The 20,559-nt window shown below is 37.4% G+C and carries 19 protein-coding genes; 11 read left to right on the top strand and 8 right to left on the bottom strand.

From position 1 onward, the window contains the following. A partial coding sequence (locus HMPREF1495_RS03485) for a D-alanyl-D-alanine carboxypeptidase family protein (protein WP_034212085.1) occupies window positions 1–1,437 on the bottom strand: 1,437 nt, incomplete at its 3' end. 205 nt (window positions 1,438–1,642) lie between these two features. Here HMPREF1495_RS03485 and HMPREF1495_RS03480 point away from each other — a divergent pair. From HMPREF1495_RS03480 to HMPREF1495_RS03460, 5 genes are all read left to right on the top strand, one after another. Then, window positions 1,643–3,013 carry an NAD(P)/FAD-dependent oxidoreductase gene (locus HMPREF1495_RS03480; RefSeq protein ID WP_198013541.1) on the top strand — a complete coding sequence of 457 codons (1,371 nt, stop codon included), beginning with the start codon at window positions 1,643–1,645 and terminating at the stop codon, window positions 3,011–3,013. A 190-nt stretch (window positions 3,014–3,203) separates the two neighbouring features. Continuing rightward, window positions 3,204–3,683 (top strand): C-GCAxxG-C-C family protein, encoded by a 480-nt coding sequence (locus HMPREF1495_RS03475; RefSeq protein WP_034212080.1) that lies wholly within the window; start codon window positions 3,204–3,206, stop codon window positions 3,681–3,683. 12 nt (window positions 3,684–3,695) lie between these two features. Beyond that, complete coding sequence (locus HMPREF1495_RS03470; protein WP_034212078.1) at window positions 3,696–4,652, top strand: TDT family transporter; 957 nt, start codon at window positions 3,696–3,698, stop codon at window positions 4,650–4,652. 178 nt (window positions 4,653–4,830) lie between these two features. Further along, the gene (locus HMPREF1495_RS03465; RefSeq protein ID WP_034212077.1) at window positions 4,831–6,945 is read left to right on the top strand and encodes a glutamine synthetase III family protein; all 2,115 of its coding nucleotides are present in this window, start codon (window positions 4,831–4,833) and stop codon (window positions 6,943–6,945) included. Between the two features lie 2 nt (window positions 6,946–6,947). Beyond that, window positions 6,948–7,607 carry an HAD family hydrolase gene (locus tag HMPREF1495_RS03460; protein ID WP_034212075.1) on the top strand — a complete coding sequence of 220 codons (660 nt, stop codon included), beginning with the start codon at window positions 6,948–6,950 and terminating at the stop codon, window positions 7,605–7,607. A gap of 34 nt (window positions 7,608–7,641) precedes the next feature. Here the strand turns inward: HMPREF1495_RS03460 and HMPREF1495_RS03455 are convergent, their stop codons facing one another. Continuing rightward, window positions 7,642–8,529: a LysR family transcriptional regulator gene (locus tag HMPREF1495_RS03455; protein WP_034212073.1), complete on the bottom strand. Its 888-nt coding sequence runs from the start codon at window positions 8,527–8,529 to the stop codon at window positions 7,642–7,644. 154 nt (window positions 8,530–8,683) lie between these two features. Here HMPREF1495_RS03455 and leuC point away from each other — a divergent pair, with 154 nt between their 5' ends. Then, a complete protein-coding gene (gene leuC / locus HMPREF1495_RS03450; RefSeq protein WP_034212072.1) occupies window positions 8,684–9,940 on the top strand; it encodes a 3-isopropylmalate dehydratase large subunit in 1,257 nt (418 codons plus the stop codon). A 16-nt stretch (window positions 9,941–9,956) separates the two neighbouring features. Then, window positions 9,957–10,448, top strand: a complete 492-nt coding sequence (gene leuD, locus HMPREF1495_RS03445; protein WP_007592744.1) for a 3-isopropylmalate dehydratase small subunit — start codon at window positions 9,957–9,959, stop codon at window positions 10,446–10,448. A 31-nt stretch (window positions 10,449–10,479) separates the two neighbouring features. Here the strand turns inward: leuD and HMPREF1495_RS03440 are convergent, their stop codons facing one another. Further along, entirely contained in the window at window positions 10,480–11,706 is a 1,227-nt protein-coding gene (locus HMPREF1495_RS03440) for an argininosuccinate synthase (protein WP_034212070.1), read from the bottom strand. A gap of 101 nt (window positions 11,707–11,807) precedes the next feature. Then, window positions 11,808–11,960, bottom strand: a complete 153-nt coding sequence (locus HMPREF1495_RS13750; protein WP_156912977.1) for a hypothetical protein — start codon at window positions 11,958–11,960, stop codon at window positions 11,808–11,810. A gap of 156 nt (window positions 11,961–12,116) precedes the next feature. On the opposite strand from HMPREF1495_RS13750, the gene cysK reads away from it, so the two are divergent. From cysK to HMPREF1495_RS03420, 4 genes are all read left to right on the top strand, one after another. Continuing rightward, window positions 12,117–13,049, top strand: a complete 933-nt coding sequence (cysK, locus tag HMPREF1495_RS03435; RefSeq protein ID WP_034212068.1) for a cysteine synthase A — start codon at window positions 12,117–12,119, stop codon at window positions 13,047–13,049. Window positions 13,050–13,189: 140 nt separating this feature from the next. Then, entirely contained in the window at window positions 13,190–14,881 is a 1,692-nt protein-coding gene (locus HMPREF1495_RS03430; RefSeq protein ID WP_034212066.1) for a glutamine--tRNA ligase/YqeY domain fusion protein, read from the top strand. After that, window positions 14,881–16,266: a MocR-like pyridoxine biosynthesis transcription factor PdxR gene (pdxR, locus tag HMPREF1495_RS03425; protein ID WP_034212064.1), complete on the top strand. Its 1,386-nt coding sequence runs from the start codon at window positions 14,881–14,883 to the stop codon at window positions 16,264–16,266. Before HMPREF1495_RS03430 ends, pdxR begins: the two co-directional genes overlap by 1 nt. A gap of 23 nt (window positions 16,267–16,289) precedes the next feature. Beyond that, a complete protein-coding gene (locus HMPREF1495_RS03420; RefSeq protein ID WP_034212062.1) occupies window positions 16,290–16,490 on the top strand; it encodes a DUF1858 domain-containing protein in 201 nt (66 codons plus the stop codon). A 56-nt stretch (window positions 16,491–16,546) separates the two neighbouring features. On the opposite strand, the gene HMPREF1495_RS03415 is transcribed toward HMPREF1495_RS03420, so the two are convergent. The 4 genes from HMPREF1495_RS03415 to HMPREF1495_RS03400 are packed head-to-tail and all read right to left on the bottom strand — an operon-like array spanning window position 16,547 to window position 20,554. Then, window positions 16,547–17,239, bottom strand: a complete 693-nt coding sequence (locus HMPREF1495_RS03415; RefSeq protein ID WP_034212059.1) for an LrgB family protein — start codon at window positions 17,237–17,239, stop codon at window positions 16,547–16,549. Then, on the bottom strand, window positions 17,240–17,608 hold the full coding sequence (locus HMPREF1495_RS03410; protein WP_034212057.1) for a CidA/LrgA family protein: 369 nt from the start codon (window positions 17,606–17,608) through the stop codon (window positions 17,240–17,242). It lies immediately after the preceding gene. Window positions 17,609–17,615: 7 nt separating this feature from the next. Then, the gene (locus HMPREF1495_RS03405) at window positions 17,616–19,481 is read right to left on the bottom strand and encodes an ATP-binding protein (protein ID WP_034212055.1); all 1,866 of its coding nucleotides are present in this window, start codon (window positions 19,479–19,481) and stop codon (window positions 17,616–17,618) included. Further along, entirely contained in the window at window positions 19,478–20,554 is a 1,077-nt protein-coding gene (locus HMPREF1495_RS03400) for a metallophosphoesterase family protein (RefSeq protein WP_007592722.1), read from the bottom strand. The genes HMPREF1495_RS03405 and HMPREF1495_RS03400 overlap by 4 nt, the downstream gene beginning before the upstream one ends. Window positions 20,555–20,559: the final 5 nt, after the last annotated feature.

Here is a 20,559-nt window from a genome sequence, read left to right as displayed (position 1 = left end):
TTCTATTATATATTTCGCTTCTTCTTCACTTATGCCACAGTCTTTGGCACTCCATCCGCTTTTTAAAAGATTATATATTCGAAGTTCTCTGTCACTCAAATCACTTTTCCTGCTTGATAACTTTTTTTTTATTAAAATGATAATCAGCAGGAGAAGTAAAAAGCCTCCTACACAGGCTCCGACAATAATATAGTTTATCTTCGGAATATTGAGTATTATATTTGTAAAGTTTTTGGTGGTGTTTTGAAAGCCGTTTTTATTATTTTCTGCAGCAGCACTTTCTTCTGTATTGTTATCATCGGCAACATAGTTTTCATTTTTCTTTGCCACTATGTCCACAGATCCTATAGGATAGTCGTTATAAGTATAATCTACCTTGCAAAGTGCGGACAATCCTGAATTTTCTTCAAAGTTTACCGTTGACTTGATATCATTTATATCGGCATCATTCGGCAATGATATTGATGCATTATCGTCAGGTTCTATAGTATACTCGTTAAAATCAGGTATCAGTGAGATATTACTTGAAAAATTCGTGTTAATATCTGTAGAATTCAGCTTTATATTTTTAAAGTTTGCAAAGCCGAAGTTCAATAATTCCTGAGTATCCGTATAATGTGTTTTATTTCCGTTAAGTACTACCGTAATAAGTCCTATACTGTCATTTCTTGCATATGTCACCAGTGTATTTCCTGCCAGTGAAGTATAACCGGTTTTACCACAGATTGCGTTCTGATAGAAATTACCGGAGGTTTTTCTGAGCATGGAGTGATGATTGTACAAGGTTTGTCCGGTAGGGACTCTGCTTGTAGGCGGTAAATTGTAGTATGTAGCGGAATCTATTTCCGTAACCGTAGGATTTTTAAAAGCCGCACGGCTTATTAAAGCATAATCATATGCGCTGGTATAGTGCTCAGGATCGTTTAATCCGCTTGGATTTGCGAAATGTGAGTCTGTACAGCCAAGACTTGCCGCTTTTTCATTCATCATATTTGCAAATGCTTCAATGCTTCCTGCCGTATGTTCCGCCAAGGCATTTGCGGCTTCATTTGCCGATTGTAAAAGCATTGCATATAGGCAGTCTCTTACAGTAAGTGTATCTCCCACATCTATACCTGCACTTGATGAGCCTGGTTCGACATTAAATACCGCATTTTTTGAAAATGTAACCATATCGTCAAGATTACAATTTTCCACTACTAAAAGGGCAGTCAAAATCTTGGTTATACTTGCCGGATAGTAATGTTCATGAATGTTCTTACCATAAAGTACAGCTCCCGAGTCGGCATCCATAAGAATGGCACCTTCAGATAATACATTTGTATCTACCGGCCAATCAACATATGCAAACGACTGTATAGGGAGAGAGAGTATGGTTATAATTGTTAAAATAATTGTTAGAGTGATTTTTTTAAAGTTTTTAATTTTTGCGTTCATTACTATATTATGCATCTATTTTTTAAAATAGTAAAGTAAAGAATTATGAATATTTTAAAATGATAATATGATATAATTTAATACAATTGTGTATTGCTAGTATTCAAAAGACATATTATAATGGGAATGTTGCATGCGATGTTTCAAATGAGATATCGCCATTTTTATGTAAGTAATGGTTATTGCTTTTGTGAAAGGGAAAAATATGAAATATGATGTAATGATAATCGGGGCAGGCCCCGGAGGTATTTTCTCGGCTTATGAACTCATAAATCAGGACAGCTCACTGAAAATTGCGGTTTTTGAGTACGGTAATCCGCTTGAGAAAAGACATTGTCCAATAGATGGAGACAAGATTAAGTCTTGCATCAATTGTAAGAGCTGCGGAATCATGAACGGTTTTGGTGGTGCAGGAGCATTTTCTGACGGAAAGTACAATATTACCAATGAGTTTGGTGGTACTTTGCATGAATATATCGGAAAGAAAAAAGCCATTGAACTTATGAACTATGTAGACGGAATCAATGTAAAGTACGGTGGCGGAAAGACCAAGCTTTATTCTACAGCAAATTCCGATATTAAGAGACTTTGTTTACAAAACAATTTGCATTTATTGGATGCAAGTGTTCGTCATTTGGGAACTGATATCAACTATGAAGTTCTTCAGAATATGTATACAGATTTAAAGGATAAGGTGGAGTTTTTCTTTAACACACCTATTGTCAAAATAGAAAAGCTTGATGCAGGATATAAATTATATACAAAGCAGGGTGAAGAATTCACCGGTGATAAATGTATAGTATCTGTAGGTAGAAGCGGAAGTAAATGGATGGAGCAGATCTGTAAGGAGTTAAAAATACCTACAAAGTCAAACCGTGTGGATATCGGTGTAAGAGTTGAGCTTCCTGCCGAGATTTTCAGACATCTTACAGATGAGCTTTATGAGAGTAAGATTGTTTACAGAACGGAGAAGTACCAGGATTTGGTAAGAACTTTCTGTATGAATCCTAAAGGTGCCGTAGTTAATGAGAATACAAACGGTATTGTTACAGTAAACGGACACAGCTATGAGGATCCGGCGCTTCAAACAGAGAATACAAACTTTGCATTGCTTGTATCAAAGCATTTTACAGAGCCGTTCAAAGACAGTAACGGATATGGTGAGAGTATCGCCAGACTTTCAAACATGCTTGGTGGCGGTGTAATGGTTCAAAGATTCGGAGACCTTATCAGAGGTCAAAGAAGTAGTGCAGGTAGACTTAACAAGTCATTTATGACACCTACACTCAGTGCTACACCGGGAGATTTGTCTTTGGTTATTCCTAAGAGAATTTTGGACGATATCATTGAGATGATTTACGCTCTTGATAAGATTGCACCGGGAACTGCAGGCGATGAAACTTTACTTTACGGTGTAGAGGTTAAGTTCTACAACATGGAAGTGGAACTTGACAAAAATCTTGAGACTCTTCACAAGGATCTTTATGTAATCGGTGACGGTAGCGGTGTTACTCACTCACTTTCACATGCTTCGGCAAGCGGTGTGTTTGTAGCAAGGCATATATTGGGAAGATAAATATATAGTAAAAACATATTTAAAATTTCTATAACATTATCGATAAAACAAATAAATCAAAATAATTAATATAAAAAAGCTATAAAAAGTCTGGATTTTTTGGTATAGGTACACAAAACCTATACCTTTTTTAGTATACAAAAATATTTTTTAGTGATAGAATTATATAAAAATGTTTCAGGAGGAAATTATGAATATCAAAAATGAAATCAGTGTGGACAAGGTTAGACAGGATGCAGAGGACAATTACAGAAACGGATACTTCTGTTGCGAAGCGCTCATGGCGGCAGTTGTAGACAATTTTGAACTTGATGTTCCGAGAGAAGTTATCGCGATGTCATCAGGTATGGCTGTCGGAGCCGGTAAGAGCGGTTGTATGTGCGGTGCTCTAAACGGAGGTATTATGGCTCTCGGTATGATCTTTGGTAGAACCGAGCAGAACGGTCCTAAGGATCCTAAGGTAGTTAAGTGTATGGAGCTCACCCACGAATTACATGACTACTTCAGAGAGGCAAACGGCAAGCACTCAAACTGCTGCAGAGTGCTTACAAGAGAATTTGATATGGGTGCCGGAGAGCACAAGGAGCAGTGTATCAGATTTACAGGAATTGCCGCAAAGAAGGTGGCTGAGATTATTGTTAGAGAAAAGGGATTGAAGAATATAGATTAATAAGGGGTAGTTATGAGTTTTTTAAAAAGGGTACCTTTGCCTTTATGCGGAGTGGCATTGGGTCTTGCGGCACTTGGGAATCTTCTTGCGGCTTACAGTCCTTATTTGAAGATACTTTGTGGAGTTTTGGCATTTGTAGGGATATTGTTTGTAACATGTAAGTATTTAACCATGCCGAATGCTTTTGTAACGGATATGAAAAATCCTGTGACGGCAAGTGTATCAGGAACATATACCATGACTTTAATGCTTCTGGCGAGCTACATAAAGCCTTTGATACCTGCATTTGCGATGATCCTTTGGTATGTGGCTATTGTTTTGCACTTTGTATTGATTGTATATTTTACTTTGAATTTTATTTTAAAGATTAAAATACCTGATGATTTGATGAAGGTAGTTGCAAGCTATTTTATCGTATATGTGGGAATTGTGGTTGCTTCCGTTACCGCACCGGCTTTTAATAATATAGCACTTGGACAGATTTGCTTCCTGATAGGATTTATTCTTTATATTCCTCTTTTCTTCTATGTATCTTTCAGATATATAAAGCTTGGAAATAAGAAGATTGAAGCAAAGGCGCTTGCATGTATCTATGCCGCACCTGCAAGTCTTTGTGTTGCCGGATATATCAGTTCTTTTGAGCAAAAGAATATAACATTTTTGACCGGACTTTACCTTTTCTCATTGGTGATATATCTGCTTGGATTATTTGTTGTGGCAGATCTTTTTGCAAACTTTGCAAAGAACAAAGAATTTAAATTTTATCCGAGTATTGCAGGAATTACATTCCCTTTTGTGATCAGTGCTATTGCCGCAAAGCAATTTAATGCGGTTCTTACAAAAATGGATATTCAAAACGGTATCAGACCGATTTTACCTTTGATTGTAAATATAGAGCTTATAATTGCAATAGCAGGAGTTGCATTTGCAGCAATTTGTTTTGCAAAGCATGTTTTCTCAAAGGAATAGTATAAAATAATTTATTTTAAATTATATTAAGCGACTGAAATTCCGGTCGCTTTTTTATATTCAAAGATGCAAAAATATATTTTATATGCTATAATTTTTGCGAAAACTTACGGGGAGAGAAATTCCCGTAAAAGTTTATTTTATGTATTAGGCTTTGCTTAGATTTTGAAAGGTGTATATGGAAAAAAGAGATACAATCACAGAGATTTTTGGGGTTAATGTATTCAATGATGAGGCTATGCAAGTATACTTGCCGAAGGCGGTATTTAAAAAGTTAAAAAAGACTATAGAAGACGGTCTGGAACTGGATAACGATATTGCAGATTCAGTAGCTCATGGAATGAAGGAGTGGGCAATTGACAGAGGGGCTACTCACTATACCCACTGGTTTCAGCCTTTGACAGGTGTAACCGCCGAAAAACATGATTCTTTTATTTCCGCGCCGAAAAACGGCAAGGTCATAATGGAATTTTCCGCTAAGGAGCTTACAAAGGGAGAGTCGGACGCATCAAGTTTTCCTTCAGGCGGACTTAGAGCAACATTTGAGGCCAGAGGATATACCGCATGGGATTGTACATCTCCTGCGTTTATAAAAAAGGATTCTTTGGGTGTTACATTATATATTCCTACAGCATTTTGCTCTTACAGGGGTGAAGCACTTGATAAAAAGACACCTCTGCTTCGTTCAATGCAGGCTATAAACACTCAGGCCCTTAGAATACTCAGACTCTTCGGAAATACCACGACAAAGAGAGTAATACCTTCAGTAGGTGCGGAGCAGGAGTATTTCATTGTAGACAGGGAAAAGTATCTGCAAAGAAAGGATTTGATTTATACAGGAAGAACATTGTTTGGAGCAATGCCTCCAAAGGGACAGGAGCTTGAGGACCACTACTTCGGTTCTATCAGAGAGAGAATAGCTTCCTATATGAATGATATAAATCATGAACTTTGGATGCTTGGTGTTCCTGCAAAGACACAGCATAATGAGGTTGCACCGGCGCAGCATGAGCTGGCACCTGTTTATGAGCAGGTAAATGTGGCGGTGGATCACAATCAGGTGACTATGGAGACCATGAAAAAGGTGGCAGGCAGACATGGACTTACATGTCTTTTGAATGAGAAACCTTTTGCAGGTGTAAACGGTTCGGGAAAACATAATAACTGGTCTTTGACTTCAGATGACGGAATAAATATGTTAAATCCCGGAGATACACCGCATGAGAATATACAGTTCTTACTTGTACTTGCATGTATTTTAAAGGCGGTTGACAAGCATGCCGATTTGCTTAGAGAATCTGCCGCCTGTGTAGGTAATGATCACCGTCTTGGTGCACATGAGGCACCGCCTGCTATTATTTCCGTGTTCCTCGGTGATCAGCTTCAGGATGTTATAGATCAGCTTTGCTCCACAGGAGAGGCTACACATTCCATTCAGGGTGCTACATTAAAGACAGGTGTGGCAACACTCCCCGACTTTGAAACTGATGCTACAGACAGAAACAGAACATCACCTTTTGCCTTTACAAATAATAAATTCGAATTCAGAATGGTAGGTTCTTCAGACTCCATCGCATCACCTAATATTGTTTTAAATACAATAGTGGCTGAAAGTTTTAAAGAGGCTGCAAATGAGCTTGAAAGTGCAAGTGATTTTGATGAAGCCGTTCATGATATAATCAAGAGACTTTTCACCGCTCACAGAAGAATTATATTTAACGGTAACGGGTATTCCGAGGAATGGGTAAAAGAAGCAAAGAGAAGAGGGCTTTCGAATCTTCCAAGTATGATAGATGCTATTCCTGCTCTTGTATCTGAGGATTCTATAAAGCTCTTTGAAGAGTTTGAGGTATTCACCAGAACCGAGCTTGAATCAAGAGTTGAAATAGAATATGAAGCATATTCAAAAGCAATAAATATCGAGGCAAAGACTATGATAGATATTGCGGGCAAGTCTATTATACCGGCGGTTATAAGATATACCACAAGACTTGCGGATTCTATAATTAAGTTAAAATCTGCGGTTTCAGGTATAGAGCCGTATGCACAAAATGCTATTTTAATAGAGGTTAATGAGCATTTGAAAGAGTCAAAAGTTGCACTTGAAAATCTTAAAAATTATATGGATAATGCCGCAGAAATCACGGATGTAACTGCGCATGCAAAATATATGCATGAGGTGGTGGTTCCTGCAATGGAAGCGCTCAGAAAGCCTATTGATACTTTGGAAATGATAGTGGATAAGGATCTTTGGCCGATGCCAAGCTATGGCGATCTTTTGTTTGAGGTGTAATAATGATAAAGGCTGTTATTTTTGATCTGGACGGTACATTGCTTAATACATTGACTGCACTGTCTTTTTGTATGAGTAAAACAATGAAACATTTCGGGTTAAAAGAAATTGATATAGAGCATACAAGATATTTTGTCGGAGAAGGTGCAAAGAAGTTCGTGGACAGATCATTGATATATAACGGTGATACGGATTTGAAACTTGCAAATGAAGCTTACAAAGTATATGATGAGATATTTGCTGTGGATTGTCTAAAGGGTGTTAAGCCCTATGACGGTATTACCGAGCTTCTTGAAGCTCTAAAGCGGATGGGAATAAAGTCTGTGGTTTTATCAAATAAATCACAACTCGGTGTAGAGAAGAATGTGAACGGAATATTCGGCAATAAAGTATTTGATTTGATATACGGAGAGAGGGACGGTATTCCAAAGAAGCCCGATCCTACTTCTTTAAATATGATAATAGAGGAGCTTGGACTCTCAAAATCAGAGATACTCTATGTCGGAGATACCGCTACGGATATGCAGACAGCTCTCAGATCCGGAGTTACAAGTATAGGAGTACTCTGGGGATTTAGAGATGAGGATGAGCTTAGAGAAAATAAGGCTGATTATATTATAAATAAACCAAGTGAAATACTTGAAATAATAAAAGAAAGATAAAAGCAATTCCGGGTCATATGGCCCGGAATATTGTTTATTTTAGAATATTTAAAAATTTTCCAAGCGAGGGATTAATATTCTTCTCATCATATAAAAATACAATCTCTCTTTTAGGTATTGTAAGACCTTCAGGTATCTCTATTTCCACCAATGTTCCTTCTTCAAGTTCTTTTTGTATGAACTCCTTTATAACACAGGCGATACCTATTCCGGTTTTTGCAAACTCTATAAGAAGTTCCATATTGCTTGTTTCAATGGATTGATTGAGCTGAAGTTTGGAATCTTCTATGCAATTGTCAATATATTTTCTTGTGGCATTGTTTTTATCCAATAACATTATATTTCCGTCTCTGAAGGGATTGAAGTTGTTGTTAAATATATGTTTCAGACTGTTAAGATATCCGGGAGTTGCTACAAAGACATCATGTATCTCCATTATATTTATATATGACATATTGTTGACTTTAGCAGGCTTTGCAACAAGACCGATATCAATTTTATTTTCAGAGAGGAGAAAACTTGTTTCATCGGAAGACTGGGTAAAAATACTGACCATGGTATGTGGATTTTCCTTCATGAATTTGTTCAGATACGGAAGTAAAATATATTTACAAAGTGTATTACTTGTTCCGACCGTTATTTTACCTATATTGAATTGTTTTATCTTTGTGAGATGATTTTCGCCCGCTTCTATAGCCGAAAATGCATTCTGCAAATATTCATAAAAAATCTGTCCTTCCGGTGTAAGGCTGACACCCTTTGATGTTCTTACAAAGAGTGCGATTTCAAGACCTTCTTCCAACCTTAGGATTGATTTTGATATGGCAGGTTGACTGATATACAATAGCTTTGCGGCTTTTGATATACTGCCGGCTTTGGCCACCTCAAAAAATATTCTATATTGTGATAAATGCTGTTCCATATTCCTCCGCCTGGTTACATTATATATATTAAAATTATAGTTAATCTGTAACCAATATAACTATATGTAATACTTGATATATTAAATTTATATCGCTATTATATCATTTGATATGTTACAATCAACAGTAATTAAAAGAAAAGAGGAAAAAAATATGGGAATGACAATGACACAGAAGATTTTGGCTGCCCATGCAGGACGGGACTTCGTAGAAGCCGGCCAGCTTATAGAGGCTGACTTGGATCTTGTGCTTGGAAATGATATCACATCACCTGTTGCAATCAATGAAATAAAGAAATTTGAAAATAAAAAAGTATTTAACGGTGAGAAGATAGCACTGGTAATGGATCATTTTGCTCCGAATAAGGATATTAAATCCGCTCAGAACTGTAAGACATGTAGAGATTTTGCAGATGAGAATGAGATAGTTAATTTCTTTGATGTCGGAAGAATGGGAATTGAACATGCGCTTTTACCTGAGCAGGGACTTACCGTGGCAGGTGACTGTATAATAGGTGCTGATTCTCACACATGTACTTATGGTGCTCTTGGAGCATTCTCAACCGGTGTAGGTTCTACGGATATGGCTGCCGGAATGGTTACAGGTAAAGCATGGTTTAAGGTTCCGAGTGCAATTAAGTTTAATTTAAAGGGTAAGCTCTCAAAAGATATTTGCGGTAAGGATGTAATTCTTCATATTATCGGAAAGATAGGTGTAGACGGTGCGCTTTATAAATCAATGGAATTTGCAGGTGAAGGTGTTGCATCCTTATCTATGGATGACAGATTTACAATCTGTAATATGGCAATCGAAGCCGGTGGAAAAAACGGTATCTTCCCTGTAGATGATATAACTTTGGATTATATCAAGGAGCATTCAAACAGAAGCCCTAAGATATTTGAAGCCGACAGTGATGCTGTTTATGACGAAGTAATAGATATTGATCTGTCGGCATTAAGACCTACAGTTGCATTCCCGCATTTACCTGAAAATACAAAGGTAATCGGTGAATTCGGTGATATAAAGATTGACCAGGCGGTAATCGGTTCATGTACAAACGGACATATTTCAGACCTTAGAAGTGCGGCTGCACAAATGAAGGGCAAGAAAGTTGCAAAGAATGTAAGATGTATTGTAATTCCTGCAACACAGGAGATTTACAAGCAGGCTATAAAAGAAGGACTTGTAGATATTTTCATAGATGCCGGTGCAATAGTTTCAACTCCTACATGCGGTCCTTGCCTTGGAGGTTATATGGGAGTTTTGGCGGCAGGTGAGAGATGTATATCCACTACCAACAGAAACTTTATCGGAAGAATGGGACATGTTGAATCAGAGGTGTATCTTGCTTCTCCTGCAGTGGCTGCAGCCAGTGCGATAGCAGGAAAAATAGTGGCACCTACAGTATAAAGATTGGGAGGTTAATATGGAAGCAAGAGGACATGTATTTAAATACGGTGAAAATGTAGATACCGACGTTATAATTCCTGCAAGATATCTTAATGCCACAACAGGTGAAGAGCTTGCAAAGCATTGTATGGAAGATATTGATAAGGAATTTGTGAATAAGGTTCAAAAGGGAGATATAATTGTAGCAAGAAAGAATTTCGGCTGCGGCTCATCAAGAGAGCATGCACCGCTCGCTATCAAGGCAAGCGGAGTAAGTGTGGTAATTGCAGATACATTTGCAAGAATTTTCTATAGAAATGCTATAAATATAGGTTTACCTATTATTGAAAGCCCTGAGGCTGCTGCAGAGATAAAAGCAGGTGATGAGGTCAAGGTGGATTTTAATACCGGACTTATTACTGATATTACAACAGGAAAGACCTATAAAGGTCAGGCTTTCCCTGAGTTTATGCAAAACATCATAAATGCGGGCGGACTTGTAAACTACGTAAATAATAAGAATAAATAATTAATGGGGCTGATTTACAGCCCCATTAGTTTTATTTTTCTTTATTAACTTCAGCCATCTTCATAGCCCTTACCTTAAGTGGAAGGCCGAATAATGTAATAAATCCGTCAGCATCGTGGTGGTCATATAAATCACCTGTAGTAAATGATGCAAGTGACTCCGAATAGAGTGAGTATGGTGATGTTGTACCGGCCTTTATAATATTTCCCTTATAAAGCTTCAGTTTAACTTCACCTGTTACATACTGCTGTGTAGATTCTACAAAGCTTTGAATAGCTTCACGAAGAGGTGTAAACCATTTTCCTTCATAAACTATCTGTGCAAATTTATTGCCCATATCTTTCTTCACTTCAAATGTCGCCCTGTCAAGTACAAGCTCCTCAAGTGCATCATGAGCTTCCATAAGTATAGTTCCGCCCGGAGTCTCATAAACACCCCTTGATTTCATACCTACAACACGGTTTTCAACTATATCTATGATACCGATACCGTTGGCACCTCCAAGCTCATTTAATTTGGTGATAATCTCTGAGACTTTCATTTTCTCGCCGTTTAAAGCAACAGGAACACCTGCTTCAAAGCTTAGAGAAATCTCGGTTTCTTTATCAGGAGCTTTTTGAGGTGTTACACCAAGCATAAGCACATGCTCGTAGTTTGGCTCAAGAGAAGGATCCTCAAGCTCAAGACCCTCATGACTGATATGCCAAAGGTTACGGTCACGGCTGTAACTTGAATCGGTTGAGAATGGAAGGTCAATACCATGTGCCTTACAATAAGCTATCTCATCCTCACGAGACTGCATTTGCCATATATCGGTCATACGCCAAGGTGCAATGATTTTAAGATCCGGTGCAAGAGCTTTGATGCCGAGCTCAAATCGTATCTGATCGTTTCCTTTTCCTGTAGCACCGTGACAGATTGCAGATGCACCTTCTTTTCTTGCCACATCCACAAGAGCTTTTGCAATACCGGGCCTTGCCATTGATGTACCGAGAAGATACTTGTTCTCATATACTGCACCTGCCTGTACACATGGAACTATATAATCATCACAGAATTCATCAATCATATCGATGATATAGAGTTTTTCCGCACCGGATAATTTGGCACGTTCTTCAAGACCGTCAAGCTCATTTCCTTGACCGCAGTCTATGCAGCAGCAAATTACATCATAATTAAAATGTTCCTTTAACCAAGGTATAATAGCGGTTGTATCAAGACCGCCTGAATATGCCAATACAACTTTTTCCTTTGCCATAAAGCCTCCTATGCATAAAAATACTGTTAAAATATAGAAAAATAGCTTATAAACATGTATAGCTATAAAATACATTTATAAATATACATTAAAAAAGAATATTATGCAAGAGAATTTTTCTTTTTATACAAATAAATTTTTCTGTACTCACTTGGAGTAAGATTTGTTTCGGATATATTGTCGTTTACCCCGTCTATCTCTTCACAGGATATCTTTTCGCCCTGTGCTATTTTTATACCTGCATTGTCTAACATATAAAACCCTCATGTTATTAAATATAGCGATATTTTATTGTATTAAAATATAAATTTCAAGAAAAATAAAAAAATGCTTGACAAACAAAAATAAATAGATTATTATAAACCCATAAAACAAGTAGGAAAACAGGAATACAGAAAACGGAGGTTTGTATGTCTAGAGTTTATAAGAGCAGTAGTGAGTTAATCGGTAATACACCATTGGTGGAAGTTTCAAATATTGAAAAGGAGCTTGGGCTTAAGGCAAGAGTTTTGGTAAAGCTTGAGTATTTCAATCCGGCAGGTTCTGTAAAAGACAGAATAGCACTTGCAATGATAGAGGCGGCAGAAAAGGAAGGAAAATTAAAGCCGGGTTCTACTATTATAGAGGCTACATCAGGTAATACAGGAATCGGACTTGCATCAGTAGGTACAGCAAAGGGATATAAGGTTATTCTTACAATGCCTGAGACAATGAGCGTTGAGAGAAGAAATATTCTTAAGGCATATGGCGCTACTATAGAGCTTACAGAAGGCTCAAAGGGAATGAAGGGCTCTATTGCCAAGGCTGAAGAGCTTGCGGCAAGCATTGAAGGAAGCTTTATACCTGCACAGTTTGAGAACAAGGCAAATCCTGCAGTTCACAAGGCTACAACAGGTCCTGAGATTTGGAATGATACTGAAGGTGAAGTGGATATCTTTATTTCAGGTATCGGAACAGGCGGTACTATATCAGGTGTAGGTGAGTTCTTAAAGGAGAAGAAGCCAAATGTTAAGGTAATCGCAGTAGAGCCTACAGGTTCTCCTATACTTTCTGAAGGAAAGAGCGGTCCTCATAAGATTCAGGGTATCGGAGCCGGATTTATTCCTGATACACTCAATACAAAGATATATGATGAGATTATCACGGTAGAAAATGAGGAAGCATTTGAGTATGGCAGACTTATTGCATCAAAAGAGGGTATCCTTGTAGGTATATCTTCAGGTGCGGCACTCTTTGCAGCTATCAAAGAGGCTAAGAAGCCTGAGAACGAGGGAAAGACTATAGTTGCTCTTTTACCTGACAGCGGTGACAGATACTTCTCAACACCTTTATTTACAGAATAAAAATATTTCATACCCTTATTACCAGCAAACGGTAATAGGGGTATTTTTGCAATATTAAGGCTTAAGCGGGATTGCGATAGAGATATATCAATGATATAATAATAGCTTAGTGAATAAACCGATACAGATGGGGGAAACTTATGTCAGAAGAAATTAAAAATACAAATACTGAGACAGTTTCAAAGAATTTTATTGAGATAGAGATAGATAAGGACCTTGAGTCCGGCAGATTTGACCATGTGCAGACCAGATTCCCGCCGGAGCCTAACGGTTACCTGCATATAGGTCATGCAAAATCAATTATTTTAAATAATGATATTGCAAAAGAGTATGGCGGAAAATTCAACTTAAGATTTGACGATACAAATCCTACAAAGGAAAAAGAGGAGTTTGTACATTCAATACTTGAAGATGTTAAGTGGCTTGGCGGAGAGTTTGAGGACAGATTATTCTTTGCTTCAAACTATTTTGAGGAGATGTATGAGAAGGCTGTTCTTCTTATAAAGAAGGGCAAGGCATTTGTTTGCGATTTAAGTGCCGATGAGATCAGAGAGTACAGAGGAGATTTCAAAACTCCTGGAAAGGAAAGTCCATACAGAAACAGATCCGTTGAGGAAAATTTAAAGCTCTTTGAGGATATGAAGAACGGACTTTGCGAGGACGGAAGTCGTGTACTTCGTGCAAATATTGATATGGCATCACCGAATATCAATATGAGAGATCCTGTAATCTACAGAGTTGCAAGAATGACTCATCACAATACAGGTGATAAATGGTGTATTTATCCTATGTATGATTTTGCACATCCGATAGAGGATGCTATAGAAAATATTACACACAGCCTTTGTACATTGGAGTTTGAGGACCACAGACCGCTTTACGACTGGGTTGTACAGGAGTGTGAGTATAAGAATCCTCCAAGACAGATAGAATTTGCAAAGCTTTATCTTACAAATGTGGTGACAGGTAAGAGATATATCAAAAAACTTGTTGAGGACGGAATAGTTGACGGATGGGACGACCCGAGACTTGTTTCAATTGCCGCACTCAGAAGAAGAGGTTATACTCCTGATGCGATAAGAAACTTTGTAAAGCTTGCAGGAGTTTCAAAGGCGGATTCTTCTATAGAGTCCGCAATGCTTGAGTATTGTATAAGAGAGGATTTGAAGCTTAAGAAGGCAAGAATAATGGCAATACTCGATCCTATAAAGCTTATAATAGATAATTATCCTGAAGGTCAGTCGGAATTATGTACAATGCCTAACAATCTTGAAAATCCGGAGCTTGGCGAAAGAGAGATAGAATTCGGCAGAGAGCTCTATATTGAGAGAGAGGACTTTATGGAAGTGCCTCCAAAGAAATATTTCAGACTCTTCCCGGGAAATGAAGTAAGACTTATGGGTGCATATTTTGTAACCTGTACATCTGTGGAAAAAGATGAAAACGGTGAAATTGTAGCGGTTCATGCCACATATGATCCGGCGACAAAGTCAGGTTCGGGATTTAGTGAGAGAAAGGTAAAAGGAACTATCCACTGGGTAAATGCAAAGACTGCACTTAAGGCTGAGATAAGACTTTATGAGAATATAGTTGATGAGGAAAAGGGTAAGCTTGATGAGAACGGAAATTTGAATCTCAATCCTAATTCATTGACTGTATTAAAGGATTGCTATGTGGAGCCATGTCTTAAGGATGCAAAGGCTTATGACAGCTTCCAGTTTGTGAGAAACGGTTTCTTCTGTGTGGATGCCAAGGATTCAAAGCCTGATGCATTGGTATTTAACAGAATAGTTTCACTTAAGAGCTCATTCAAGCTTCCGAAGAATGACTGATGGAACTTCTTATAGATTTAAATAGTGATTGCCCTATATACGAGCAAATCTATGAATTTATAAAGAATGAAATAAAAAACGGGCAAATCTTGCCGGAAACCAAACTTCCTTCAACAAGAAGTCTGGCACAGGGTTTAAAAATATCCAGAACTACCGTGGTCAATGCCTACGAGCAGTTGCTAGCTGAAGGGTATTTAAAATCCAGAGGCGGCAGCGGGTATATTGTAAACCGTCTGGATGTTTTAAACATTGAAAGAAAGAAATATAAAAGGGAAGCCAAGAGAGAAGATTTTAAGATTGAAGATGATATTAAGATTGATTTTTCGCCGACAAAGATTGACTCAAAAAGCTTTCCCTATGCATCATGGAGAAGTATCGCAAGGAAGGTGTTTTCAAGTGAAAAGGAAGATGTTTTCACTGCAGGGGATAAGCAGGGTGAGTTCGGACTTAGAACTCAGATAGCCGATTATCTTCATACTGCAAGAAGAGTGGTGTGTTCTCCTTCAAATATAATAGTAGGAGCAGGGAGCGAGTATTTGATATTGCTTCTTGGATTATTGCTCGGTACAAGAAATATTGCACTTGAAAATCCGGGATATATTAAAGCTAAAGAAATCTTCAAATCAATGTCTTGGAATGTACTCAGTGTGGATATGGATGATGAGGGTATAAATATAGATATACTCGAGTCGACAGATGCCGATATATGCTATCTGATGCCTGCAAACCAATATCCTACAGGTGTTATAATGCCAATAAACAGACGAAGGGAACTTATTTCATGGTGCTATGAAAAAAGTGACAGATATATAATAGAAGACGATTATGATTCGGAGTTTCGATTTGTGGGTAAACCTATTCCTGCAATGCAAGGGCTTGATCCTTCAAGGATTATATATATGGGAACATTTTCAAAGGCAATAGCGCCGGCGATAAGAGTAGCATATATGGTTCTACCTGAAAAACTGATGGAAGAGTATGAGAGTAAACTTAAATTTCTGTCCTGCACGGTTCCAAAGTCCGATCAAAATATTCTTGAAACATTTATAAAGGGAGGATATTTTGAAAGACATCTGAACAGAATGAGAACCAACTACAGGTTGAAAAGAGATGCTCTTATTGAAAGCATAAGAAATAATTTGCCACAGGCAAAAGTTTATGAAAACAACTCGGGACTTCATATTTTACTTACACTGGATCATCTTAGCGAGGAAGAGATACTAAACTTTGGAAAACTTGCAGAAATCAGACTTTATCCCATATCTGTTTTTTATACAGGCAGAAATATAAGAAAATCTACCGTTTTGGTGGGCTTTGCCGGATTAAGTATAGATGAGATAAAAAAAGGTATAGAAGATTTCGGCAAAAAGATTTATACTGAATAAAAATATTGTAAAGGAGTAGAATTATGACAATAAATAAGAATATGACAATTGGTGAGCTTTTGCTTACAAATGATTTAATAGCACCTATACTTATGAGAGCGGGAATGCATTGCCTCGGATGTCCTTCATCACAGATGGAGACTTTAGAAGAGGCTTGCATGGTACATGGAATTGATTGTGATGTATTGGTATCACAGATAAATGAAATTTTATCTGCTTCATAAAATAAAGAGAGCTGTAGCTTTAAATAAAATTTAAAGCTGCAGCTTTTTTATGTCAACTATATAAGTTTTGCAAAGAATGAAGCAAATATAACCGTAATAATGCCTGCAACCGCTATGGATAAGGAACTCATAGCACCTTCGGTTTCACCCATTTCAAGAGCTTTTGAAGTACCTATGGCATGTGCGGATGAACCGAGACCTATACCCTTTGCAATAGGATTTGTTATATTGAAAATTTTATAAACAATATCGGCCGATACATTACCGAAAACACCTGTTACAATGATGACGGCAGTGGTAATAGTGGATACACCTCCAAGTTCTTCCGATACTCCGATACCTATAGCTGTAGTTATTGACTTCGGAAGCATGGAAACATAATTTTCATGACTCAGACCGAAGAGTAGAGACATTACAAATATTGATATCAAAGAGGTTAAAACGCCTGCAATCAGTCCTGACATAATGGCCTTAAAGTTTGATTTTAACAAAGTAAGCTTTGAGTACAGCGGTATGGCCAGAGCCACAGTCGCAGGAGTCAATAAAAAGCTGATATATTTTGAACCTTTATAAAAATCTTCAAACTTGATATTAAACATAACAAGTATAAAGATTACTATAATGATGGAAATAAGCAGCGGATTAAAGGCGGCTATTTTTGTCTTTTGCCTTAAGAATACTCCGGCCTGATACGACAGTAAACATAGGAGAACTCCGAAAAATATAGAATTACTTAAAAAATTACTCATCTATTTGCCTTCCTTTTGCTCTTTATTGTCAAGTTTTATAACAAATTCGGTTACCTTACCTGATACAACCATTACCAAAACAGTGGAAATTATAGTCATAATAAGAAGCGGTATAAGTACAGGCTTTAAAGTCGGCCAGATATCAATAAGACCTGCCGAGGCAGGGATGAACATAAGAGGCATTATATCTATTAAAAACATAGAAGCGCCTTCAACCTGTTCAAGCTTAACTACTTTTAAAACAAGTAATGCAAGCATAATGACAAGTCCATATATGCTTGCAGGTATGGGAAGCGGTAAAACGGATTTTAACACTTCCCCTAAAAAACTTACAAATAAAATGATTAGAAATTGTCTGATAAAACGCATAAACTCCCTACAATTCTATTAGATTGAAATCCTGCATAGTAGCTGTCATTAACTGAGCTTCTCTCATATGACAACTGAATACAATGATTTGTTCCGGCACATTATTGGCAATCCAAAGTAAAGCGGCTCTAAGACGTATCGAATCGTAGTTTACAAAACTGTCGTCAAATATAAAAGGTAATTCTTTAGCGCGTCCCTGCATAAGTCTGCCGGCTGCTATTCTAAGTGCCAGATACACCTGATCCATAGTACCTGAGCTGGCCTGTTCTATAGGAACAAGTCTGTTCGGAGTATTAAGGAATACATTAAAATTCTCGTCAATGGATATAGAATCATACACACCGCCTGTTATACCTTCAATAAGCTCGGAAGCATCCTTATTCAGATACAATCCGAAAGAATTCTTGATGGTCTGTGAAAGATTTTTCAAGGTCTCGGTGGCAAGATCTATAGCATCTATTTCAAAGCGGATTTTATCATTTTCCGCAATGATATTTTTTAATGAAGTATTTGCTTCCTTCAATTGTGCAAGCTTTTCCATCAGTTTTTCGAGTTCCCACTCGTTTTGCTTTTTGGCATCAATACCGCTGGCATATGCGGCTTTTTTTGCACGCAGGTTTTCTATATCTGCGCTCAAAGCCTCACACTTTGCAATATCGGCTTCCATTTCGTCAAAAATTCTCAGCTTTGAACTGAGTGTCTTGTTGGCACGATGGATATTTTCTTCAGTTATAGAATCAAATGAACCTACTCTTGCCATTATTGCAATAAGATTTACTTTAAGCTCGGTCAAATGCCTGTTGTCCTTATTATGAACCGTATAGATATAACTTGCAAAAATCAAAGATGCAAGACATATAATTATAAAAAGGACCATTGCAAACTGATAACTTATACCTGTGGCGGTTGTAAGAAAATTGCTTTTTCCGGTTTTAAAGATATAACCTGCAAGGATTACACTGACTATCGATAAAACAAGGAATATTGTTGAATAAACCTTATTAATTGATTTCTTCTCGTTTTCATAAGCGGAAAGATAATCGTTATATCCTTTATTAAGATCGTTTTGCAATTCTATAATAGTCTTTTTATCATTAAAACCGAGATCAGAAAGGTGCTGACGCTTTGATGCAATACTTTCAATCAGAGACTCTTTTTGAGAATTTAAATCAATAATTCTTTTCTCGGTGATGGCATCGGCCTCTTTCAAGGTTTTCAAATGAGTTGAAAATTCGGGAGAGGAGATTTTCTTTTCAAGAGCTCTTATTTCGGTCAAATTCTGATTGTAAGTCTTTGCCGCATCGGGATCCAAGGAGGCGGTAAACGCTTTCTTTTTTTCTTTCAAGAAATCCGATGCTTTATTGATATTTAAAGACATATTGCCGGTGGTATTCATATTCGCAATATAGTTTTTAAGCTCCACCACCATTTTGGCGTCCGTTGCTGATTTGAGCTGTGATATACTTACTGTATTTGAATATGCGGTTTGTGAAAGTCCGCAAAGCGCTTCCTTTAAAAATTCGCCCGGATTTTCAACATTCTTTCCGTCGGTTTCATTCACTACGGCAAAAGGGGTTATTGCGGTCTTTGTAAAATCTCGCTCTATTCGATAGTTTTTGTCCTGATAAGAAAAACGCAGGTTTCCGCCATATATATCGCCATTGCCCCAAGGTTTGAACTTGGTCCAGGTATCGCTTTTACTTGCTCTGCCTTTTGCTCTTTCGAGACCGTAAAACATTGCTTCGATAAACATAAATATTGTGGATTTTCCGGCTTCATTGTAGCCGTATACAATATTCATATTATCGGCAAATTGCAAATCTTTATTTTTGAATTTGCCAAAGCCGTCAATATGCAAGCTTAGCAGTTTCATGTTTTCCCCCTTTCATCAGTAGTTCTAAGTAATGCATTAATACCGTAATAAAGGGCTTTTTTATCGAGTTTGCTCATATTGGGCCTGTCAAGTTCCCGAATAAAAAATCCTATCATATCGGAAGGATGCTCCGCAAAGAGTTTTGCAAAATCATATTTCGGTTCGGAATCATCAATAATCTCAGCAATTCTAAGTGTTGATGAGAGCGAATCCAAATCGAATTCGATATCCGGATCTCTTAGACCCTTTATTTTAAATCTGTATATATTTTGTTTGCCCTTAATATTAATTGTTTCCGTTAAAGAGGTATGTAACTCCGCATTTGTAGTTTCGGGAGTTACATTTATTGTAAGTGAGATATATGAAGTATTTGAAATTTTTATAAATTCAAAATCCTTCATGACACGTGTGTTATTATCTATCTCACCATAAAAAATTCCGTGGTCTCCGGTTTCAGTCATATCCAGAGGTTCAGGAGACCCACAGTAAGCCATATGTCTGTCAAAAAGTACTTCAGGCTTATGCATATGTCCGAGAGCTATATAAGACGAAGAAATCTTGTTTAATTCATTTTTATCAAAAGGTAAATGCGTTGCATCACCGCCATGTAAAAGAAGAATTTTTACTCTGTCATTTTCACGAATGGAAAGTCCGGAAACAATATTTTCCTTAACCTCCCTGTCATGATATGAAAAGCCGTAGATTTCCGTGTTTATATCCTGGAAATATACACTGCTGATAGTCGGGGTGGACAAATAAACCACATTTTTTGCCCATGGAAAGCTAAGTATATTATTGTTTTCTCTTAAACAGTCATGATTACCGGCAATAATAACCACTTTGGTATCCGGTATTGTGGAAAAAAGGAAGTTGACTTCTTTTAAATCACGACTGAAGGGCTGGGAGTGGAAGAGATCGCCTGCAATAAGAAGCAAATCGACTTCTTTTTTCTTTGCAACATCAATAATCTTTTGAAGAGAAGATTTTACCGCATCGGCTCTTTCCTTACCCCATGGTCTATTTGAATCAGGCTTCATACCATAATGAATATCACCTGTATGTATAAATTTCATATGGC

Source organism: Lachnoanaerobaculum sp. MSX33 (genome assembly GCF_000512995.1).
Lineage (GTDB): Bacteria > Bacillota > Clostridia > Lachnospirales > Lachnospiraceae > Lachnoanaerobaculum.
Note: the sequence above shows the minus strand (reverse complement) of the source record. Positions and strands in the feature narration are given on the sequence as shown.

What these genes read in the sequence shown, in the direction of transcription:
- HMPREF1495_RS03400 (WP_007592722.1), bottom strand. Translation starts at nt 20,554, where the DNA reads ATGAAATTTATACATACAGGTGATATTCATTATGGTATGAAGCCTGAT.
- HMPREF1495_RS03460 (WP_034212075.1), top strand. Translation starts at nt 6,948, where the DNA reads ATGATAAAGGCTGTTATTTTTGATCTGGACGGTACATTGCTTAATACA.
- HMPREF1495_RS03440 (WP_034212070.1), bottom strand. Translation starts at nt 11,706, where the DNA reads ATGGCAAAGGAAAAAGTTGTATTGGCATATTCAGGCGGTCTTGATACA.
- HMPREF1495_RS03420 (WP_034212062.1), top strand. Translation starts at nt 16,290, where the DNA reads ATGACAATAAATAAGAATATGACAATTGGTGAGCTTTTGCTTACAAAT.
- HMPREF1495_RS13750 (WP_156912977.1), bottom strand. Translation starts at nt 11,960, where the DNA reads ATGTTAGACAATGCAGGTATAAAAATAGCACAGGGCGAAAAGATATCC.
- HMPREF1495_RS03455 (WP_034212073.1), bottom strand. Translation starts at nt 8,529, where the DNA reads ATGGAACAGCATTTATCACAATATAGAATATTTTTTGAGGTGGCCAAA.
- HMPREF1495_RS03415 (WP_034212059.1), bottom strand. Translation starts at nt 17,239, where the DNA reads ATGAGTAATTTTTTAAGTAATTCTATATTTTTCGGAGTTCTCCTATGT.
- HMPREF1495_RS03405 (WP_034212055.1), bottom strand. Translation starts at nt 19,481, where the DNA reads ATGAAACTGCTAAGCTTGCATATTGACGGCTTTGGCAAATTCAAAAAT.
- leuD (WP_007592744.1), top strand. Translation starts at nt 9,957, where the DNA reads ATGGAAGCAAGAGGACATGTATTTAAATACGGTGAAAATGTAGATACC.
- HMPREF1495_RS03480 (WP_198013541.1), top strand. Translation starts at nt 1,643, where the DNA reads ATGAAATATGATGTAATGATAATCGGGGCAGGCCCCGGAGGTATTTTC.
- HMPREF1495_RS03430 (WP_034212066.1), top strand. Translation starts at nt 13,190, where the DNA reads ATGTCAGAAGAAATTAAAAATACAAATACTGAGACAGTTTCAAAGAAT.
- HMPREF1495_RS03410 (WP_034212057.1), bottom strand. Translation starts at nt 17,608, where the DNA reads ATGCGTTTTATCAGACAATTTCTAATCATTTTATTTGTAAGTTTTTTA.
- HMPREF1495_RS03475 (WP_034212080.1), top strand. Translation starts at nt 3,204, where the DNA reads ATGAATATCAAAAATGAAATCAGTGTGGACAAGGTTAGACAGGATGCA.
- pdxR (WP_034212064.1), top strand. Translation starts at nt 14,881, where the DNA reads ATGGAACTTCTTATAGATTTAAATAGTGATTGCCCTATATACGAGCAA.
- cysK (WP_034212068.1), top strand. Translation starts at nt 12,117, where the DNA reads ATGTCTAGAGTTTATAAGAGCAGTAGTGAGTTAATCGGTAATACACCA.
- leuC (WP_034212072.1), top strand. Translation starts at nt 8,684, where the DNA reads ATGGGAATGACAATGACACAGAAGATTTTGGCTGCCCATGCAGGACGG.
- HMPREF1495_RS03470 (WP_034212078.1), top strand. Translation starts at nt 3,696, where the DNA reads ATGAGTTTTTTAAAAAGGGTACCTTTGCCTTTATGCGGAGTGGCATTG.
- HMPREF1495_RS03465 (WP_034212077.1), top strand. Translation starts at nt 4,831, where the DNA reads ATGGAAAAAAGAGATACAATCACAGAGATTTTTGGGGTTAATGTATTC.